The following is a 17,276-nucleotide window of genomic DNA, read 5'->3' as shown; positions in this document are numbered from 1 at the left end:
TTGAAGCATCAGAAGCGTGCATTCTTATTTTTGCAGGGCGTTTGCTCACCTTTTTACCAGCGCTTAGCCAAGCGCCTGGTGAACGATGGGCACCGTGTCGTTAAGGTCAACTTCAATGCGGGCGATATCGCCTACTGGCAGCGCACCCACGGCCAAAGCCATCTGTTTCGTGGCCCTACCGCTGAACTACCTGGCTATATCAAGTCACTCTGGCAGCGGTACGCGATCACCGACCAAGTAGTATTTGGTGATCGTCGCCCGATTCATCGCCCAGCAGTGGATAACGCCGCCGCGGCCGGTATACGCACCCACGTATTTGAAGAGGGCTACTTTCGCCCGTTCTGGATCACACTGGAGCGCGAAGGCGTTAACGGCCACTCGCTACTGCCCCGTGACCCAAGTTGGTTTTATGAAACCGGCAAAGCACTGCCCGAACTACCCGCCCCTGTGCGTTTTCGCTCCTCGTTTAAAATTCGCGCCATGCACGATGTGGGCTACCACTTGGCCGGGCTAGCCAATCCGCTGGTTGCGCCGCACTACCGCAATCACGCGCCGATCACCGCCCCGGTCGAGTACGCGGGCTACCTGAAGCGCTTTGCTCAGTTAAAAGCCGCTTGGAAAAAACGCGATGCCGAACGCATCAAAGCGTTGATCGAAAGTGGCCGCCCCTATTTTATGCTGCCGCTACAGCTAAATAGCGATGCGCAAATTCGCGATCACTCCCCCTACGCCAATATGCAGGAAGTGATGGACGATGTGATGGCCTCGTTCGCCAAGCACGCGCCCAGCGATTCTCTGCTATGTATTAAAAACCATCCTTTGGATATGGGCTTGGTCAATTACCCCAAGATCATCAAGCAGCTTGCCGAACGCCATGGTCTGCAAGGGCGCATCGTCTATCTAGAGTCTGGGGATCTCAACGCCCTGCTCAAACACGCCAAGGGCAATGTCACCGTTAACAGCACCGTGGGCATCGTTTCACTGGAGAAGAACTGCCCCACCTACGCGCTTAGCGACCCGATCTATAATCTGGATGGGCTAACCTATCAAGGTGACTTAGCGGATTTTTGGCAGCAGCCGCAGCCGCCTAACAGCGAGCTATTTGGTTATTTTCAAAAGACCGTGATGCATGCCGTTCAAGTTAACGGTGGCTACTACTGCCAGCCCGGTATCGATTTAGCCGTGGATAACGCCGCCCGCATACTAGAAGCCTGCCCATCGCCGTTGGAGAAGCTTCTGTGAACGTTGTTGTGAAAGAAGCTGCAAAAGAGACTGTGAGCCCATCTCTACACTCACGCTGCGTGCTGATCACTGGCGCCACCGGCGCGATTGGGGGCGCCTTGGCAAACGCCTATGCCGATCCCAGCACCCACCTGGTATTGCACGGACGCCAGCAGGAGAAGCTAGAGGCGCTTGCCACCACTTGCCGCCAAAAAGGTGCCCAGGTCACTCTCTCAACCATCAATCTAACCGATGACCACGCCCTGAAAAGCTGGCTAGCCGAAGTCTGCGCCCAACAGGTACCGGACATCTTGATTGCCAATGCGGGCAAAAACACCCACCCCCAAGGGCCTGATATCTTAGAGCCCTGGGCAGACGTGCAGGCGCTGTTGGATATCAACCTGAAAACCCCCATCGCCATGGTGCAACACCTAGTGCCAGCCATGCAGACCCGCGGCAGCGGTCAATTGGTGCTGATCAGCTCGCTTGCCGCATGGCACGGTTTACCGACCACTCCCAGCTATAGCGCCAGCAAAGCAGGCATCAAAGCCTATGGCGAAGGGCTGCGCGGGCTACTCGCGCCTCACGGCATTGGCGTAACGGTGGTTATGCCCGGCTATGTTACCTCACCGATGTGCGAGGCCATGCCCGGCCCCAAACCCTGGGAGTGGCCGCCCGAGCGCGCGGCCAAGGTAATTAAACGCGGTATCGCCGCAAACCGTGCGCGCATCAGCTTCCCCTTCCCACTTAATTTTGGCACCTGGTGGCTGGCGGTACTGCCCGCAGGGGTTTCGCAATGGTTGATCAAGCGACTGGGCTTCAACCACTCAGGAGACACACCCCATGATTAGCGCGCTGATATGGCCGCTACTCGTGGGGCTATTGATCAGTGGTCTGTTTGAAGCCCTGCTTAGCCCTCGGCCGCGCCCATTTTGGCAGCGTGGAGCAGCGGCCAATAGTGTCCACCTTGGCTCATGGCTTCTACTTTTCGGGCTGCTGGCATTGTTACTCCAGCGCCCCTGGTTTGCGGTGATGGTGTGTCTCTCGCTGCAACTAGTCGTAGTGCAGTCAAGCAACGCCAAATCGCATACCCTCAACGAGCCGTTTATCTGCCACGACTTCGAGTACTTTTGGGACGCTATCCTGCACCCGCGTCTCTACGTGCCTTTTTTCGGCGTGGGTTTGGCGATTGCCGCCAGCAGCGCCGCCGTAGTGGCAATTGGTGGATTCTTTTACTGGGAAGGGTCGCTGGTCACTAGCGAGGGCGCCAACCGCTTTCTAACCAATGCGCTGGGATTAATAGCCTTGGGCTCGCTGCTGCTTGCTGTTAGTGTCCGCAGGCTGCCCGCCATCGTATTACAGCCCATAGACGACATGCACCGTTTAGGGCTTTTCGCTAGCCTATGGGCCTACGGCGTGGCGCTAATGCGCGCTCCCGTTCCGACGCCAGAGCAATCGCCCTTCCACGCTTTAATACCGATAGCGAGCGCGCATCAGGGCAAACAGCCACTGCCCAACGTGGTGCTGGTGCAGAGTGAATCGTTTTTCGACCCTCGGCCCTGGTGTGAAGAGGTCGATGCCAGCCTGCTTCACCATTTCGACATCACTCGCGCAAACGCCACCCTGCATGGCGCATTAAACGTGCCCGCCTGGGGTGCCAATACAGTGCGTACCGAGTGCGCGGTATTAACGGGCATTGCACCCGACCACTGGGGCATTCGCCAGTTCAACCCTTACCGCACGCTTGCCCGCCATCCAATGCCCAGTTTAGCGAGCGCGCTAAAAGCGGCAGGCTATCGCACGGTTTGTGTGCATCCGTACCTGGCGAGCTTCTATTTTCGTCACAAGGTGATCCCCCAATTAGGCTTTGACCACTTTATAGATATCAATGCCTTCCAGAGCAGCGACAAAAACGGTCAATACGTTAGTGACCAGGCAGTGGCACGAAAAATTGGACGGCTGCTTGAAGATGACGATAATAGACCGCTATTTGTATTTGTTATCACCATGGAAAATCACGGCCCGCTACATTTAGAAGCACCGAACCAAGCAACGTTAGCCGATACGCTGCCCGGCGCTCCTTGGCCGTTACCCGACCATCTGCGTGACTTAGCGGTCTATTTGCAGCATTTAAGTGAATCCGACAAGATGTTGGCAAGCGTTAAAAATTCGCTGAATACTGCAAAGCGACCGGGCCTGCTAGGCTGGTATGGGGATCATGTTCCCATTCTTCCTGAGGCGTATGCACACTTCACGCCGCCTGATGGCCGCACTCCCTACATGGTATGGTCAACAGAGAGTTGGGTAACAGCAGGGGTAGGGGCAGCAAACGCTTACGAGCCATTTGAGCTAGCCGCAAACGAACTTGGTGTCCAGTTATTCAAACAGGTGTTTGGACACGATATAAGTAGCGATGTGATCAAGGTAGAACCAGAACCTCAGGAGCAAGAATGACTAAACGCGTTGCCATCATCGGCGCCGCCCATCGTTTCCCCGGCACCACCCCTGAAACGTTCTGGCAGGATCTGCAAGCCGAAAAAGATTTAGTGACTGAAGTGGCCGCTGACCGCTGGAGCCACGACGTTTTTATGCACCCGGATAAGCGCCACCCGGGTACCAGCGTGACCTTTGCCGCCGGTAGCCTGGGCGATATCAGCGGGTTTGACGCTGAGTTTTTTGGTATTTCGCCTCGTGAAGCGGCCAATATGGATCCTCAGCAGCGCATGCTTCTAGAGCTCGCCTGGGAAGCCATGGAAGATGCCAGCATTCTGCCCAGCTCCCTGCGCGGCAGCCAGTGCGGGGTATTTTTGGGCGTGGCCAGCCTCGACTACTCTTATCGCATCGCGGACGATATGGCAGCGATTGATGCCTCCACCGCTACTGGCAACACCTCCAGCATCGCCTCGAATCGATTGTCTTACGTGTTTGACCTGCACGGCCCCAGCATGTCGCTGGATACTGCCTGCTCGTCCTCCATGGTGGCCTTTCACCAGGCCTGCCAATCGATTCGCAGTGGCGAAACCAGTATGGCGCTGGCGGGCGGCATCAGCCTGCACCTGCACCCCTATGGCTTTATCATCTTCTCTAAAGCCAGCATGCTTTCACCCACTGGCCGCTGTCAGGTATTCGATGAAGCGGGTAACGGCTATGTGCGCTCGGAAGGCGGTGGCATTTTCCTGCTTAAGGATTACGACCAAGCGGTAGCCGACGGCGACAATATTATTGCCGTAGTAGCAGGCTCCGCGGTGAACACAGACGGTCACAAATCTGGCCTAACGGTGCCTAACCCAAGCGCCCAAATTGATCTAATGAAGCGCGCCTATGAACAGGCGGGCATCTCGCCGGATGAAATTGACTACCTGGAAGCCCACGGCACCGGCACCGCCGTTGGCGACCCGATTGAAACCCGTGCGATTGGTGAAGCACTCGGCCAGCAGCGCAAAACGCCGCTGCTGATTGGCTCGGTAAAGAGCAACCTGGGCCACCTGGAAACCGCTTCCGGCGTAGCGGGTCTGGCCAAGGCGCTCTACAGCATTCAGCACCGCGAAGTCCCGGCCACGATTGGCATCCGCAAACTCAATCCGCGCATTAAGTTTGATGAGTGGAACATCTCAGTGGTCACCAAAGGCCAGCCGCTGAAAAAACAAGGCCGTCTGGTTATCGGCGTGAACTCCTTTGGGTTTGGCGGGGCCAACGCCCACGTTATTTTGGAAAGCCCGCCTGAACGGGTCAAACCTGAAACGCAGACGCCAGACTCACCGCTACCGATTCACCTTAGCGCCCGCAGTGAAGCCGCGCTCAGCCAAAGCGCCGAAACGCTCGCCAACTACCTGCGCGAGAACGACTTACGCGAAAGTAGCGACATAAGCCTGTATGACATCGCTTATACGCTGTTCCACCACCGTGACCGGCATAGCCATGGCGCACTGCTGTTTGCACAAACGGCTGAAGAAGCCGCCACGCAACTCAGCGAGTTTGCCGCGGGTGAAACCAACAGCGTTACCACACTCGAGCGCTTGCCCGACGCAGTAGGCCCAGTGTTTGTTTATGATGGCAACGGCTGCCAGTGGGAAACCATGGGGCACGATCTGCTCAGCGATTCGCCGGTTTTCGCCGCGGCGATTGATCGAGTCGACGCACTCTTTCAGCAGCACGGGGATTTCTCGTTACGCGCCGAACTGGAAGGCCGCAATGGGGAGAACCGTTTCCCGCTAACTGAAATCGCCCAACCAGCGCTGTTTGCACTGCAGGTGGCATTAACTGAGTGGCTGCACGACCAAGGCATTACGCCCACGGCAGTATTCGGTCACAGCGTAGGTGAAGTGGCCGCCGCCTGGGCCTGCGGTGCGTTGAGTCTGGAAGATGCGGTCAAAGTGATTTACTACCGCAGCGACTACCAGGGTAAAACCCGTGGCCTTGGCGAAATGACCGCGGTGGCCATGAGCGCTGACGACATCGCCGCGTGGCTAGAAAAGCCCGAGTTCAATCAGGTATGCCTGGCAGGTATTAACAGCCCGAAAGGCATTACGCTGGCGGGAGATAGCCAACAGCTCAGCGCTTTGGAAGCCGCTCTGGGCGAGCAGGATGTTTTTGCCAAACGCCTGCCCCTGGACTATGCCTTCCACAGCCCCGCGATGGACAGCATTCAAGCTGGGGTCATTGACGCGCTGGCCGATATTACCCCGAGTGCCACGCAGATTCCCTACTACTCCACCGTTACCGGTACGCTGAGTGACGGGCTTGAGCTGGATGCCACCTACTGGTGGAAAAACATTCGTGAGCCGGTGCTGTTTGAAGCCGTCGCTAGCGCGCTGATCGAACAAGGCAATAACGTCTTTGTAGAGATTGGCGCCCACCCCATTCTACGCCGCTACCTCAATGAGTCACTGCGCCAACTGGAGCGACCAGGGTTGGTATTCGGCACCATTGAGCGCCACAAGCCCGGCCTTGAAGGTTTGCAACGTAGCCTAAGCCAACTACTGCTGAGTGGTCTTAGCCTGGCTAGCCGCCACTTCCCGGTGGTCGGTCAGCGTGTGCCGCTACCGCGCTATGCCTGGCAGCGCAGCCACCATTGGGTACACGGCACCAATGACGGCCAAGGCCTGCTGTCACGCTATTATCAGCACCCACTGCTGGGCTACCCGCTAGCGCAGCACGAACACACCTGGGAGAGCCAACTCGACACCCAACGCCAGCCCTGGTTGGCCGACCATGTGGTGGGCGAAGGCGCGGTGTTCCCCGGTGCCGGTTTTGTGGAACTGACGCTGGCGGCGGCGCTGCAGCTAAAAGACAGCCCGTTGCTGGATATCGAAGGGTTGGAAATCCGTGCCCCGCTGCTGCTGGACAGCCCCTATGGCCGCACCATGCGGCTTAGCTACCTACCGGAAGATGGCCGCCTGGAGATCCACTCCCGCGAACCTGCCACCGGGGTAGAGTGGCAGTTAAATGCCGTGGCCCGCACCATGCGTGAAAGCCGTGGTTTCCTGCTCAACCGCACAGCGCCGGTGATGCCTACTCGTGCCCCGGACTACACGCTGGAAGATCACCTGCAGATGGCTGAGCGTATTGGCCTTCACTATGGCCCTGCCTTTCAGGCTATCTCCAGGGGCTGGATTGACGGCGATGCAGTGATTGGTGAAATAGCCCTGTCGGATGAAGTCCAGGCGCAGCTCAGCACATTGCACGTGCACCCCGGCATTCTGGATAGCGCCTTCCAGATGTTTATCCCACTGCTCGCGCAACATAGTGAGTTTGCCACCCAGCTCGCCTTTGTGCCGGTTCGCGTGGAACGTATTCAAGTGAATACCCAGGCAGGCGTGCCGGTTCTCGCCCGCGCCGTGATGGGTAAGCGCGCACCGCACTCCTTTACCGCCGATTTCGAGCTGTATGACGCCGCCGGTAACGCCGTTGCAGTACTGAGCAAAACCCGCTTCAAAGCGATTCGACTCAACCGCGCCCATCATCAGCACTTCAGCTATTTGGATGTGGAACTGACGCCGGCGCCGCTACACGCAGAACCGCTGGCACTACCTGCCGATGCGCTTGCTCGTCTTGCAGATATCGCCAGCGTTTACGGCGAAAGCACCGGCCAGCGTTACGGCAACGAAGTCGCCCCTCTGCTCGATAGCCTTAGCGAAGCCTTTGCTCAGCAGGGTCTCGGCGTCGATAGCGAAGAAGCACAGCACTCGCCGGACGTTATCTGGCAACTGCTGGTGCAAGACTACCCCGACTATTTTGCGCCCATTCACCTGGTGGGCCGGTTAGGGCTTCACCAACAGGCGCTGCGTAGCGGCACCAGTGACCTGGAAACCCTGGGCATTAGCCACGACCACTTGGCGCGATTAAACCGTGTGTTAGTGGGCGAAAGCGGCTGGCAAGCGTTGGCAGGCGAGTTAGCCGAGTTAATAGATGCGCTGATCGCAGAGCTCCCCGCCGGGCAGCGTTTGCAACTGCTCGAAGCAGGCCCCAGCGCGCCAGCGTTGGGCGAACGCCTACTGGAACGCAGCGCTCAAGCGCTGTATCACGACCTTACCCATTACCGCGTGATCACCACCCTCGACAGCACGCGCCATCAGGCAGAACAGCTGCAAGAGCGTTTCCCGCTGATGGATATGCAGCACCTTGGCCAAAACGAGGTTGCTGCGCTAACCGCCCCCATCGGTGTTGAAAAGGCTCAATTGGCGTTTGTAAGCGTGGATATTACCCACCCGGCCGCCACGCGTCAGTTAATCGAAGCATTACCTGAGCAACTCGCCCCTGGCGCCCAGGTCATGCTGATTGGTATCGCCCCAAGTCGCTGGCTGGATGATCTGCTGGCCACGCCCGGCATCGATCAAACCGCCTTGGAGCAAGATACGCTCATTAGCTGGCTAAACGACCAAGGCTTTGTGGTCTCCGCGCCGATGGCGCTGGAAGAGAGCGACAGCGGCGCCTACCTGCTCCACGCCCACTACCCGTTAGCAGCGGCAGACGACGAGTCCAATACGGCCCAACGGCGTCACTTGGTGGTCGCCGACCACAACAGTGAAGCGCTGGCGGCCAATCTGGTCGAGGCACTGCAATCGCAAGGCGCTTCCGCGCTGCTCAGCGTTAGTCAGAGCGCGCCTGCTGAGCTGCTGGCTCATGCACTGTCTCAACCTACACTGGCTCAACCCGCACCTGATAACCAGGGCGAGCTAACCCTCAATGTGATTGACCTGCGTGGCCTGGGCGCGAACAGCACTGAAGCGCAAACCGCCCGCTGTAATCACGCTCTGCAGTGGACGCTGGCCTTAGAGCAGCACTCGCTTGCTGCCTCTTTGTGGTTGGTGACCAACGGGGTAAGCGCTCTATGGCAGACAACGTCACCCGCCAGCGCGACAGACGCCCCTGGCGATGCCGTGCTGTGGGGGTTTGGCCGCTCGCTAGCCAACGAAGCCGTCGGCCATAGCGTCTATCTACTGGATATACCTGCAGCGGTCAGCGAGCCTGCGTTACACGCCTGGGCCACCCTACTGACTCAACCAGATAGCGAAAACGAAGCGCTGATCGATAACCAGGGCCATCGCTTTGCGACGAGGCTGCGCACCCTGCCCGCGCCACACCCAGCTGCGGAAGGGCAAACTAATGAACAGACCAAGCAGCCGCATCAGGCGATGTCACTGGGCTTTGCCATGCCCGGCCAGCTGCGCCAATTAACCTGGCGCCCGCGCCCGTTGCCACAAGTCAGTGCCGACGAGGTGGAAATCAGTGTTAAGGCCACCGGGCTTAACTTCCGCGATGTGATGTACACCCTGGGTTTGCTCTCCGATGAAGCGATAGAGAACGGCTTCGCCGGCCCCACCCTCGGCCTTGAGTTTTCAGGCGTGGTCAAGGCCGTGGGCAGCAACGTCACCCACGTGGCGCCGGGGCAAGCCGTGGTCGGCTTCGGCCCTGCCAGCTTTAGCGACAAGGTCATTGCCAACCAGCACGCCGTTGCAGCACTGCCGGAAGGCATTAGCTTTGCCGCCGCGGCGACGATTCCGACGACCTTCTTCACGGTCTACTACGCGCTCAAACATCTGGCGCGAGTCGAACCTGGCGAAAAAATCCTGATTCACGGCGCCGCGGGCGGCGTGGGCATTGCAGCGCTGCAAATAGCCCAGTGGCTGGGAGCGGAAATTTACGCCACGGTGGGCTCCGAAGAGAAGCGCGACTTCCTGCGTCTGATGGGCATCGAGCGACTCTATGACTCGCGCTCGCTCACCTTCGCCGAAGAAATCCTGGAAGACACCCAGGGCGAAGGCGTGGATGTGGTGCTCAACTCCCTGGCCGGGGAAGCGATCAACCAGAACCTGCGCGCCCTGCGCCCGTTCGGCCGCTTCCTGGAGCTGGGCAAACGCGATTTCTACGAAAACACTCATATTGGCCTGCGCCCGTTCCGCAATAACCTCAGCTACTTCGGTATCGACTCCGATCAGCTAATGAAGGTGCAGCCTGCGCTGACACAACGCCTGTTTGGCGAGATGATGGCGCTATTTAACGACGGTACCTTAAGCCCGCTGCCGTTTACCTCGTTTAGCCACACCCAGGTAATCGACGCCTTCCGCTATATGCAGCAGGCGCGCCAGATCGGCAAAGTGGTAGTGACCTATGAACAACCCATAGCGCCACCCAAGAACGAGGTGTTGGGCACGGCAGCGATGCAGCTCTCCGCAGATGCCAGCTACCTGGTCACCGGCGGCCTGGGTGGCTTTGGGTTAAGAACTGCTCAGTGGCTGGTAGAGAAAGGCGCGCGGCAGTTGATCCTGCTCAGCCGCAGCGGCCCCACCAGTGAAGAGGCTCAGGCAGCCATTGCGTCGTTTGAACAGCAAGGCGTTACGGTACTCGCCGTCGCCTGCGATATTACCGACCGCACTGCGCTGGCCGATGTGCTGGAGCGCGCCAAGGGTGAACTAGCACCGCTGCGGGGCATTGTGCACGCCGCCACGGTGATCGACGACGGTTTGATTCGCAACCTGGATGCCGAGCGCATTCAGAAAGTGTTAGCGCCCAAAATCGATGGCGCCCGCCACCTGGACGCACTCACCCGCGAGGCAGAACTGGAGTTCTTCGTGCTCTACTCATCGGCCACCACCCTGTTCGGCAACCCCGGCCAGGCCAACTACGTGGCCGCCAACCACTGGCTGGAAGCGTTCGCCGCCAATCGCCGTGCCGCGGGTTTACCAGCCACCTGCGTACGCTGGGGCGCCATTGAGGATGTCGGCTTCCTGGCTCGTAACACCCGCACCCGTGATGCGCTGCAAGAGCGCCTGGGCGGTTCCGCGCTACGCTCGGATGACGCGCTGAAAGTGCTTGAGCAGATGCTGCTGGCCCCTGGGCCAAGCCTAGGTGTGCTGGAACTAGAGTGGGGCGCGCTTGCTCGCTTCCTACCCACTGCCGAAGCGCCGCGCTTTAACGAAATTGCCCGCGCCAGCGACGACGACGGCAGCGCGGATGCAGATGACGACATCAGCGCCCTGCTCGCCGACCTCTCACCCGAGGAGCTGCACAGCACCGTCACCGATCTACTGCGCGCCGAGCTGGCCAGCATTCTGCTGATTGATGAAGAGAAGCTCGATATTCACCGCTCGGTCTACGATATGGGCTTCGACTCCCTGATGGGCGTTGAGCTAATGACCGCTATCGAGAACCGCTTGGGCGTTCAGGTGTCAGTGATGGTGCTCAGTGAAGCATCGACACTCGACAAACTGGCGGGCGTGCTGATTCAGAAAATGCATCAGCACGACGATGTTGAAGACGCTCCGCAAGATGCGATAGCCTCACTGGCCGCACAACATGGCACTGAAGATTTAGGCCCTGAAGGGTTTACCACTGAGCCTACGTCCGCTTCCTCATCACCCGCGACTGAGACTCCATGACCGCCAAGCGCTCTGAACTGAAACAGCAATTGTTGGAACAAGCACGCCGGCGTACTACGCCGCGTGCTGCCAGCGCCACGCCCTCTTCCAATGGGCAAGGCGGAGAACAACGCACGGTGCCCGAGCGCTTCACGCGCTTTGATGCCCAGCCGGGCTATCAGCAAATCGCCATGATGCGCCAGGCCGCCGACCAACTCGGCTTGGTCGACCCGTTCTTCAAGGTCCACGAAGGCACCGCCGGGGCGACCAGCGTGATCAATGGGCAGACCTGCATCAACTTTGCCAGCTACAACTACCTCGGCTTCTCAGGCGACCCGCGCATTAATCAAGCCGCCTGCGATGCCGTGGCGCGTTACGGCACCTCGGTTTCCGCCAGCCGCGTGGTCTCCGGCGAACGGCCTATCCACCAAGAGCTGGAGCAGGCCCTGGCCACTGCCTACAACGTTGAAGATGCAGTGGTGTTTGTGAGCGGTCACGCCACTAACGTCTCCACACTGGGCCACCTGCTGGGCCCTAAAGATTTAGTGCTCCACGACGAGTACATCCATAACAGCTCGTTGGTTGGCACGCAGCTTTCCGGCGCCAAGCGCATGTCGTTTAGCCATAACGACCCCGCCGCGCTGGAAGCCCTGTTGGCCCGGCATCGGCATCAGTTCGAACGCGTTCTGGTAGTGATCGAAGGGCTCTACAGCATGGATGGCGACATCCCTGAGCTGCCGCGTTTTATCGAACTGAAGCAACGCTATCAAGCCTGGCTGATGGTCGATGAAGCCCACTCCTTTGGGGTCATGGGCGACACCGGCCTGGGGCTGCGCGAGTATTTCGATATCGACCCGCGCGACGTGGATATCTGGATGGGCACCATGAGCAAAACCATGGCAGGCTGCGGCGGCTATATCGCAGGCAGCAAGCCGCTGGTGGAAACACTACGCTACCTGGCCCCCGGTTTTCTCTACAGCGTGGGCATGCCCGCCCAAGTCGCCGCCCCCTCACTAGCCGCGCTGCAGCTGATGCAGCAAGAGCCCGAACGGGTTCAGCGCCTGCATGCTATTTCGCGCTACTTTCTTGAACAGGCCACTGCCCGCGGCTTGGATACCGGCAAAAGCATCGGTGCCGCGGTCGTACCGGTGATTATTGGCAGCTCCGCGGCGGCTGCCCGGCTTTCTAACGCATTGTTAGAACAGCACATCAACGTACAGCCGATTCTGCACCCAGCGGTACCCGAAAAAAGCGCACGGCTGCGCTTCTTTCTCTCCTGTGAGCATACCCAGGCGCACATTGACCAAACGCTTGATGCACTCACCGCGCTGCTGCCATAATTTTGTAACGCTTTTCCAGACGCAAGGATGATGGCATGGATGTTTACAATGACCAGGAGGGCGCAGCAACACCCGCCTGGTACGTTATTCAGTGTAAAGGGGGCGAATCATTTCGCGCTGCCGAACACCTCGCCAACCAAGGTTATGAGGTGTTTCATCCTGTCCTGAAGAGCCAACGCAAGCGCCAGGGAAAGCTCACCACGGTGACCGAGCCGCTCTTCCCCTACTACCTGTTTATCTGTTTGGATCAGTTGGTCAGCAACTGGCGTCCGATTCGCTCTACTCGCGGGGTGCTACGCCTGCTGACCTTCGGTGACAGGCCCGTCGCCGTGCCCTCACAGCTTGTCGAGACCCTACGCGCTCAGCCGCACAGCAAGGAAGGGATTCACACCTACTTCAGCGCTGGCGAGAAAGTCACCATCACCGACGGCCCCTTCAAAGACCTGGAAGCCATCTTCACCCGCCTTAAAGGCGAAGAGCGCGCCATCGTCCTGCTCAACGTGCTCAATCGGCCACAGTATTTGGAAGTACCGCTAGACACCCTAAGCAAGCCGTAGGCTGCCCCACCGCTAATAACAATGCGCTACAATGGGCCTTTATAAGCCAATTATTTTGCATGGAGGCACGGGTGGCAACCTATCGACGCGCGCATGTTCCTGGCGGCTGCTACTTTTTTACAGTCGTCACCTACGCACGACAACCCCTGTTGGCGGATCGTCTCAATATTGAAGCCCTTGGTCGTGCCTTCCGCACAGTTCGAGAAGAGCGCCCCTTCGTAATGGATGCGTTTGTACTGCTCCCCGACCACCTCCACTGCCTCTGGAGACTGCCTGAAGGCGACGCGGACTACTCCTCACGCTGGCGGGATATCAAAAAATACGCCTCACAGGAATTCTTCTTCCCGCCCGGTACCCATAACGCCTGGCAGCGCGGCTTCTGGGAACACGTCATTCGTGATGAAAACGACTGGCAACGCCATATGGATTACATCCATTACAACCCCGTCAAACACGGCTGGTCTAGAGCGCCCCGCGACTGGGAATGGTCAAGCTTTCAACAATGCGTACAAAAAGGCTGGTACACCCCCGACTGGGGCACCCAACAAGCCCCCGACGTCGCCGAAATGGATTGGGAGTGATGGCGAAAACCCCGGCACCGCTTCGCGCTGCTTTCGCGGGTGCGCTTCGCTTACCCAATGGGATGGACTCCTCCTCACCCTACTCCGGCGTCAGTGCGCCATACTGGTAGGTGGTTTGAAAACTATCAGCTTGAGAGTCAGGAGAAGCCCATATGAACATTAGCCGAGTTGGTGTGGATATCGCAAAGTCTGTCTTTCACGTACATGGCGTTGACCGGCATGAGAAGCCTCAATGGCGAGGTAAATATACCCGGGCCAAGTGGCTGGAGGCTGTCTGTCGGCGCGTTCCTCAAGGCGCCACCATCGGCATGGAAGCATGTGCAGCGGCGCATTATTGGGCGCGCGAACTTCAAGCGCGTGGCTACCATGTGAAGCTCATTGCGGCCCAATTCGTGAAGCCTTACGTTAAAACGAATAAAAATGATCGGGCAGATGCTGAAGCGATTTGTGAAGCATTAGGCCGTCCCACGATGCGCTTCGTGGCCGTCAAAACCGTTGATCAACAGGACAGCCAGGCCACCCACCGGATCCGTGAAGAGCTGATTAGCCAGCGCACAGCGAAGGCCAATCAAATCCGTGGCCTCATCGGTGAGTATGGGTTTATTGCCCCCACCGGTATTCAGCAGTTACGGCGGGCGCTGCCTCTTTGGCTGGAGGATGCCACCAACGGGCTCAGTGACCGCTTTCGCCGCCTATTGGCCGACTTAGCGGATGACTTACGTTATTTAGACGAGCGTGTTGCGCAGTTAACGTCCGCCATTGAAACGCATGCCAACACCGACCCGGTTGCCAAGCGCTTGATGACCCTCCGCGGCATTGGCCCCATCACCGCCAGTGCCTTATCGGGTGTGCTGGGTGACGGCGCTATATACAAGCGAGGACGCGACTTTGCCGCCTCGTTAGGGCTGACCCCGCGTCAACATAGCACGGGCGGACGAGAGCGCCTGTTGGGGATCAGTAAACGTGGCAATAGTTACTTACGCAAGCTGCTGGTACATGGCGCCCGCGCCGTCCTTCGTTATGCGGTGAAAAAAGACGACGGACTCAGCCAGTGGATCAAGCACCTTGCCGTGCGCAAACATCGCAACGTGGCGATCGTAGCACTCGCCAATAAGACAGCGCGCATGGCGTGGGCCGTCACACGTTACGAAGTGCCGTATAACCCTGAGTTGGCCGCCGCCGCTTAACCAGGCGACGCGACCATCAATATTGAACCTTTGACCGGTGTTCCTACCGCCCCGACTGCACCACCACAAGAGAGATGGCGAACAGGTCGAACCGACGTCGGGCCATACCGTGTAGCGCGTAGAGCCATAGAGCTCGTTTACGCTGAGGGTACCCGACGTGCGAATAGCCCATTAAGGTCCGATGCCCACACGTTAGGCATCTTTTACGAGACCGGATATACGCTAGCAGTCGACCGTGCCGCTATGACCTTTTGTGCTTGCAGACGAGGAGGAGTCCATATACGCGCTACTAGATCTCGCATGCACATGAAGGTGGGGATGCCACCGGAATCGAGTGATTGTCGTAGCGCGTGGTAACGAGAACGCGAGTTCAGCGAGCGTTTCGAGGCACCCGCGGGTGGCGGCGGAACGACGCCCGGTGGCACCCAACCTTCCTACATGGGCCAACCCCGGCACCGCTTCGCGCTGCTTTCGCGGGTGCACTTCGCTTACCACGCGCTACTAGATCTCGCATGCACATTGAGGTGAGGATTCCACCGGAATTGAGTGATTGTCGTAGCGCGGGGTAACGAGAAAGCGAGTTCAGCGAGCGTTTCGAGGCACCCGCGGGTGGCGGCGGAACGACGCCCAATGGCACCGAACCATCATCGCCTACACAGGCCAACCCCGGCACCGCTGCGCGCTGCTCCCGCGGGTGCGCTTCGCTTACCACGCGCTACTAAATCTCGCGTGCACATGAAAGCGGGGATGCCACCGGAATCGAGTGATTGCACCCGTAGCGCGTGGTAACGAGAAAGCGAGTTCAGCGAGCGTTTCGAGGCACCCGCGGGAGGCGGCGGAACGACGCCCGGTGGCACCCAACCTTCCTACATGGGCCAACCCCGGCACCGCTTCGCTCTACGCTACCTTTTGAGAGTGAGTTTCCAGCATTGCAGCAATGCTCAAGTGGTAATCAATATCCGGCCATTCAATACCGGTGGCGTCACAAATAAACAGGTAATGCCGCAAGACCTTCACAGAGGCCTGCTCAAGTTCTGGATACCAGCTCATAGGCGTTGAAATGCGCCGCCCATCACTCAATTCGACATGAAGATAATGGTCGTCAAAATGGACTTCTTTACCTGATAAACCAGTCATTCCACACCTCCAAAAATTCCTGTCTATGCAAACTTACTAGCTCAAGACACTCCTTGAGCTCTTGCTTCTTTAGTGACGAATAAATTACCACACTCGTCTCAGTCTCAATTTTAGCCCAGCCTCCTGCCTTCATCACATGCACATGTGGCGGAGGATGTTCATTTGCATAGAAAAAGAATTTGAAACCTTTTTCATTAAGTAGAGTTGGCACTTCATTATCTCTTGCAGTGATGCTAGAAGCATACCAACCCCCTTGCACATCGTCACTTATAAGCCTAAGCGAATACGGCTCTCCAACACATTCACAGCCAACTACATTATTGCTTCAACATCACCATCTCACCAACCCCGGCACCGCTGCGCGATGCATCCGCGGGTGCGCTTTGCTTACCACGCGCTACTAGATCTCGCATGCACATGAAGGTGGGGATGCCACCGGAATCGAGTGATTATCGTAGCGCGGGATAACGAGAAAGCGAGTTCAGCGAGCGTTTCGAGGCACCCGCGGGTGGCGGCGGGATGACGCCCGGTGGCACCGAACCATCATCGCCTACACAGGCCAACCCCGGCACCGCTGCGCGCTGCTTTCGCGGGTGCACTTCGCTTACCACGCGCTACTAAATCTCGCATGCACATTGAGGTGAGGATTCCACCGGAATCGAGTGATTGTCGTAGCGCGTGGTAACGAGAAAGCGAGTTCAGCGAGCGTTTCGAGGCACCCGCGGGTGGCGGCGGAACGACGCCTAATGGCACCGAACCATCATCGCCTACGCGGGCCAAACCCGGCACCGCTTCGCGCTGCTTTCGCGGGTGCGCTTCGCTTACCGCGCGCTACTAGATCTCGCATGCACATGAAGGTGGGGATGCCACCGGAATCGAGTGATTATCGTAGCGCGTGGTAACGAGAAAGCGAGCTCAGCGAGCGTTTCGAGGCACCCGCGGGAGGCGGCGGAACGACGCCCGGTGGCACCCAACCTTCCTACATGGGCCAACCCCGGCACCGCCGCGCTCTACGCTACCTTTTGAGAGTGAGTTTCCAGCATTGCAGCAATGCTCAAGTGGTAATCAATATCCGGCCATTCAATACCGGTGGCGTCACAAATAAACAGGTAATGCCGCAAGACCTTCACAGAGGCCTGCTCAAGTTCTGGATACCAGCTCATAGGCGTTGAAATGCGCCGCCCATCACTCAATTCGACATGAAGATAATGGTCGTCAAAATGGACTTCTTTACCTGATAAACCAGTCATTCCACACCTCCAAAAATTCCTGTCTATGCAAACTTACTAGCTCAAGACACTCCTTGAGCTCTTGCTTCTTTAGTGACGAATAAATTACCACACTCGTCTCAGTCTCAATTTTAGCCCAGCCTCCTGCCTTCATCACATGCACATGT

General features: G+C 58.2%; 12 protein-coding genes. 8 read left to right on the top strand and 4 right to left on the bottom strand.

Annotation, left to right across the window (positions count from 1 at the left end; genetic code table 11):
- The 8 genes from LMS44_RS07735 to LMS44_RS07700 all read left to right on the top strand — a co-directional run bounded on the left by LMS44_RS07735 (position 1) and on the right by LMS44_RS07700 (position 14,743).
- The gene (locus tag LMS44_RS07735) at positions 1-1,242 is read left to right on the top strand and encodes a capsule polysaccharide biogenesis protein (protein ID WP_141441369.1); all 1,242 of its coding nucleotides are present in this window, start codon (positions 1-3) and stop codon (positions 1,240-1,242) included.
- Between the two features lie 32 nt (positions 1,243-1,274).
- Entirely contained in the window at positions 1,275-2,072 is a 798-nt protein-coding gene (locus LMS44_RS07730; RefSeq protein WP_498947208.1) for an SDR family NAD(P)-dependent oxidoreductase, read from the top strand.
- Positions 2,065-3,675 carry an LTA synthase family protein gene (locus tag LMS44_RS07725; protein WP_414127601.1) on the top strand — a complete coding sequence of 537 codons (1,611 nt, stop codon included), beginning with the start codon at positions 2,065-2,067 and terminating at the stop codon, positions 3,673-3,675. The genes LMS44_RS07730 and LMS44_RS07725 overlap by 8 nt, the downstream gene beginning before the upstream one ends.
- The gene (locus tag LMS44_RS07720; RefSeq protein ID WP_498947207.1) at positions 3,672-11,099 is read left to right on the top strand and encodes a type I polyketide synthase; all 7,428 of its coding nucleotides are present in this window, start codon (positions 3,672-3,674) and stop codon (positions 11,097-11,099) included. The genes LMS44_RS07725 and LMS44_RS07720 overlap by 4 nt, the downstream gene beginning before the upstream one ends.
- Positions 11,096-12,418, top strand: coding sequence for an aminotransferase class I/II-fold pyridoxal phosphate-dependent enzyme (locus tag LMS44_RS07715; protein ID WP_009288306.1), 1,323 nt, complete (start codon positions 11,096-11,098; stop codon positions 12,416-12,418). Before LMS44_RS07720 ends, LMS44_RS07715 begins: the two co-directional genes overlap by 4 nt.
- A gap of 35 nt (positions 12,419-12,453) precedes the next feature.
- Complete coding sequence (gene rfaH / locus LMS44_RS07710; RefSeq protein ID WP_022524098.1) at positions 12,454-12,975, top strand: transcription/translation regulatory transformer protein RfaH; 522 nt, start codon at positions 12,454-12,456, stop codon at positions 12,973-12,975.
- Positions 12,976-13,046: 71 nt separating this feature from the next.
- A complete protein-coding gene (locus tag LMS44_RS07705) occupies positions 13,047-13,556 on the top strand; it encodes an REP-associated tyrosine transposase (protein WP_039860446.1) in 510 nt (169 codons plus the stop codon).
- Between the two features lie 152 nt (positions 13,557-13,708).
- Positions 13,709-14,743: an IS110 family RNA-guided transposase gene (locus LMS44_RS07700; protein ID WP_342411216.1), complete on the top strand. Its 1,035-nt coding sequence runs from the start codon at positions 13,709-13,711 to the stop codon at positions 14,741-14,743.
- Between the two features lie 897 nt (positions 14,744-15,640).
- On the opposite strand, the gene LMS44_RS07695 is transcribed toward LMS44_RS07700, so the two are convergent.
- The 4 genes from LMS44_RS07695 to LMS44_RS07680 all read right to left on the bottom strand — a co-directional run bounded on the left by LMS44_RS07695 (position 15,641) and on the right by LMS44_RS07680 (position 17,263).
- Positions 15,641-15,880, bottom strand: coding sequence for a DUF2442 domain-containing protein (locus LMS44_RS07695; protein WP_022524100.1), 240 nt, complete (start codon positions 15,878-15,880; stop codon positions 15,641-15,643).
- On the bottom strand, positions 15,861-16,013 hold the full coding sequence (locus LMS44_RS07690) for a DUF4160 domain-containing protein (RefSeq protein ID WP_350340067.1): 153 nt from the start codon (positions 16,011-16,013) through the stop codon (positions 15,861-15,863). Before LMS44_RS07690 ends, LMS44_RS07695 begins: the two co-directional genes overlap by 20 nt.
- 877 nt (positions 16,014-16,890) lie before the next feature.
- Positions 16,891-17,130 carry a DUF2442 domain-containing protein gene (locus tag LMS44_RS07685; RefSeq protein ID WP_022524100.1) on the bottom strand — a complete coding sequence of 80 codons (240 nt, stop codon included), beginning with the start codon at positions 17,128-17,130 and terminating at the stop codon, positions 16,891-16,893.
- On the bottom strand, positions 17,111-17,263 hold the full coding sequence (locus LMS44_RS07680) for a DUF4160 domain-containing protein (protein ID WP_350340067.1): 153 nt from the start codon (positions 17,261-17,263) through the stop codon (positions 17,111-17,113). Before LMS44_RS07680 ends, LMS44_RS07685 begins: the two co-directional genes overlap by 20 nt.
- Positions 17,264-17,276 lie beyond the last annotated feature (13 nt).

It is taken from the genome of Halomonas profundus (assembly GCF_020865425.1).
Classification (GTDB): Bacteria; Pseudomonadota; Gammaproteobacteria; order Pseudomonadales; family Halomonadaceae; genus Vreelandella; species Vreelandella titanicae.
Note: the sequence above shows the minus strand (reverse complement) of the source record. Positions and strands in the feature narration are given on the sequence as shown.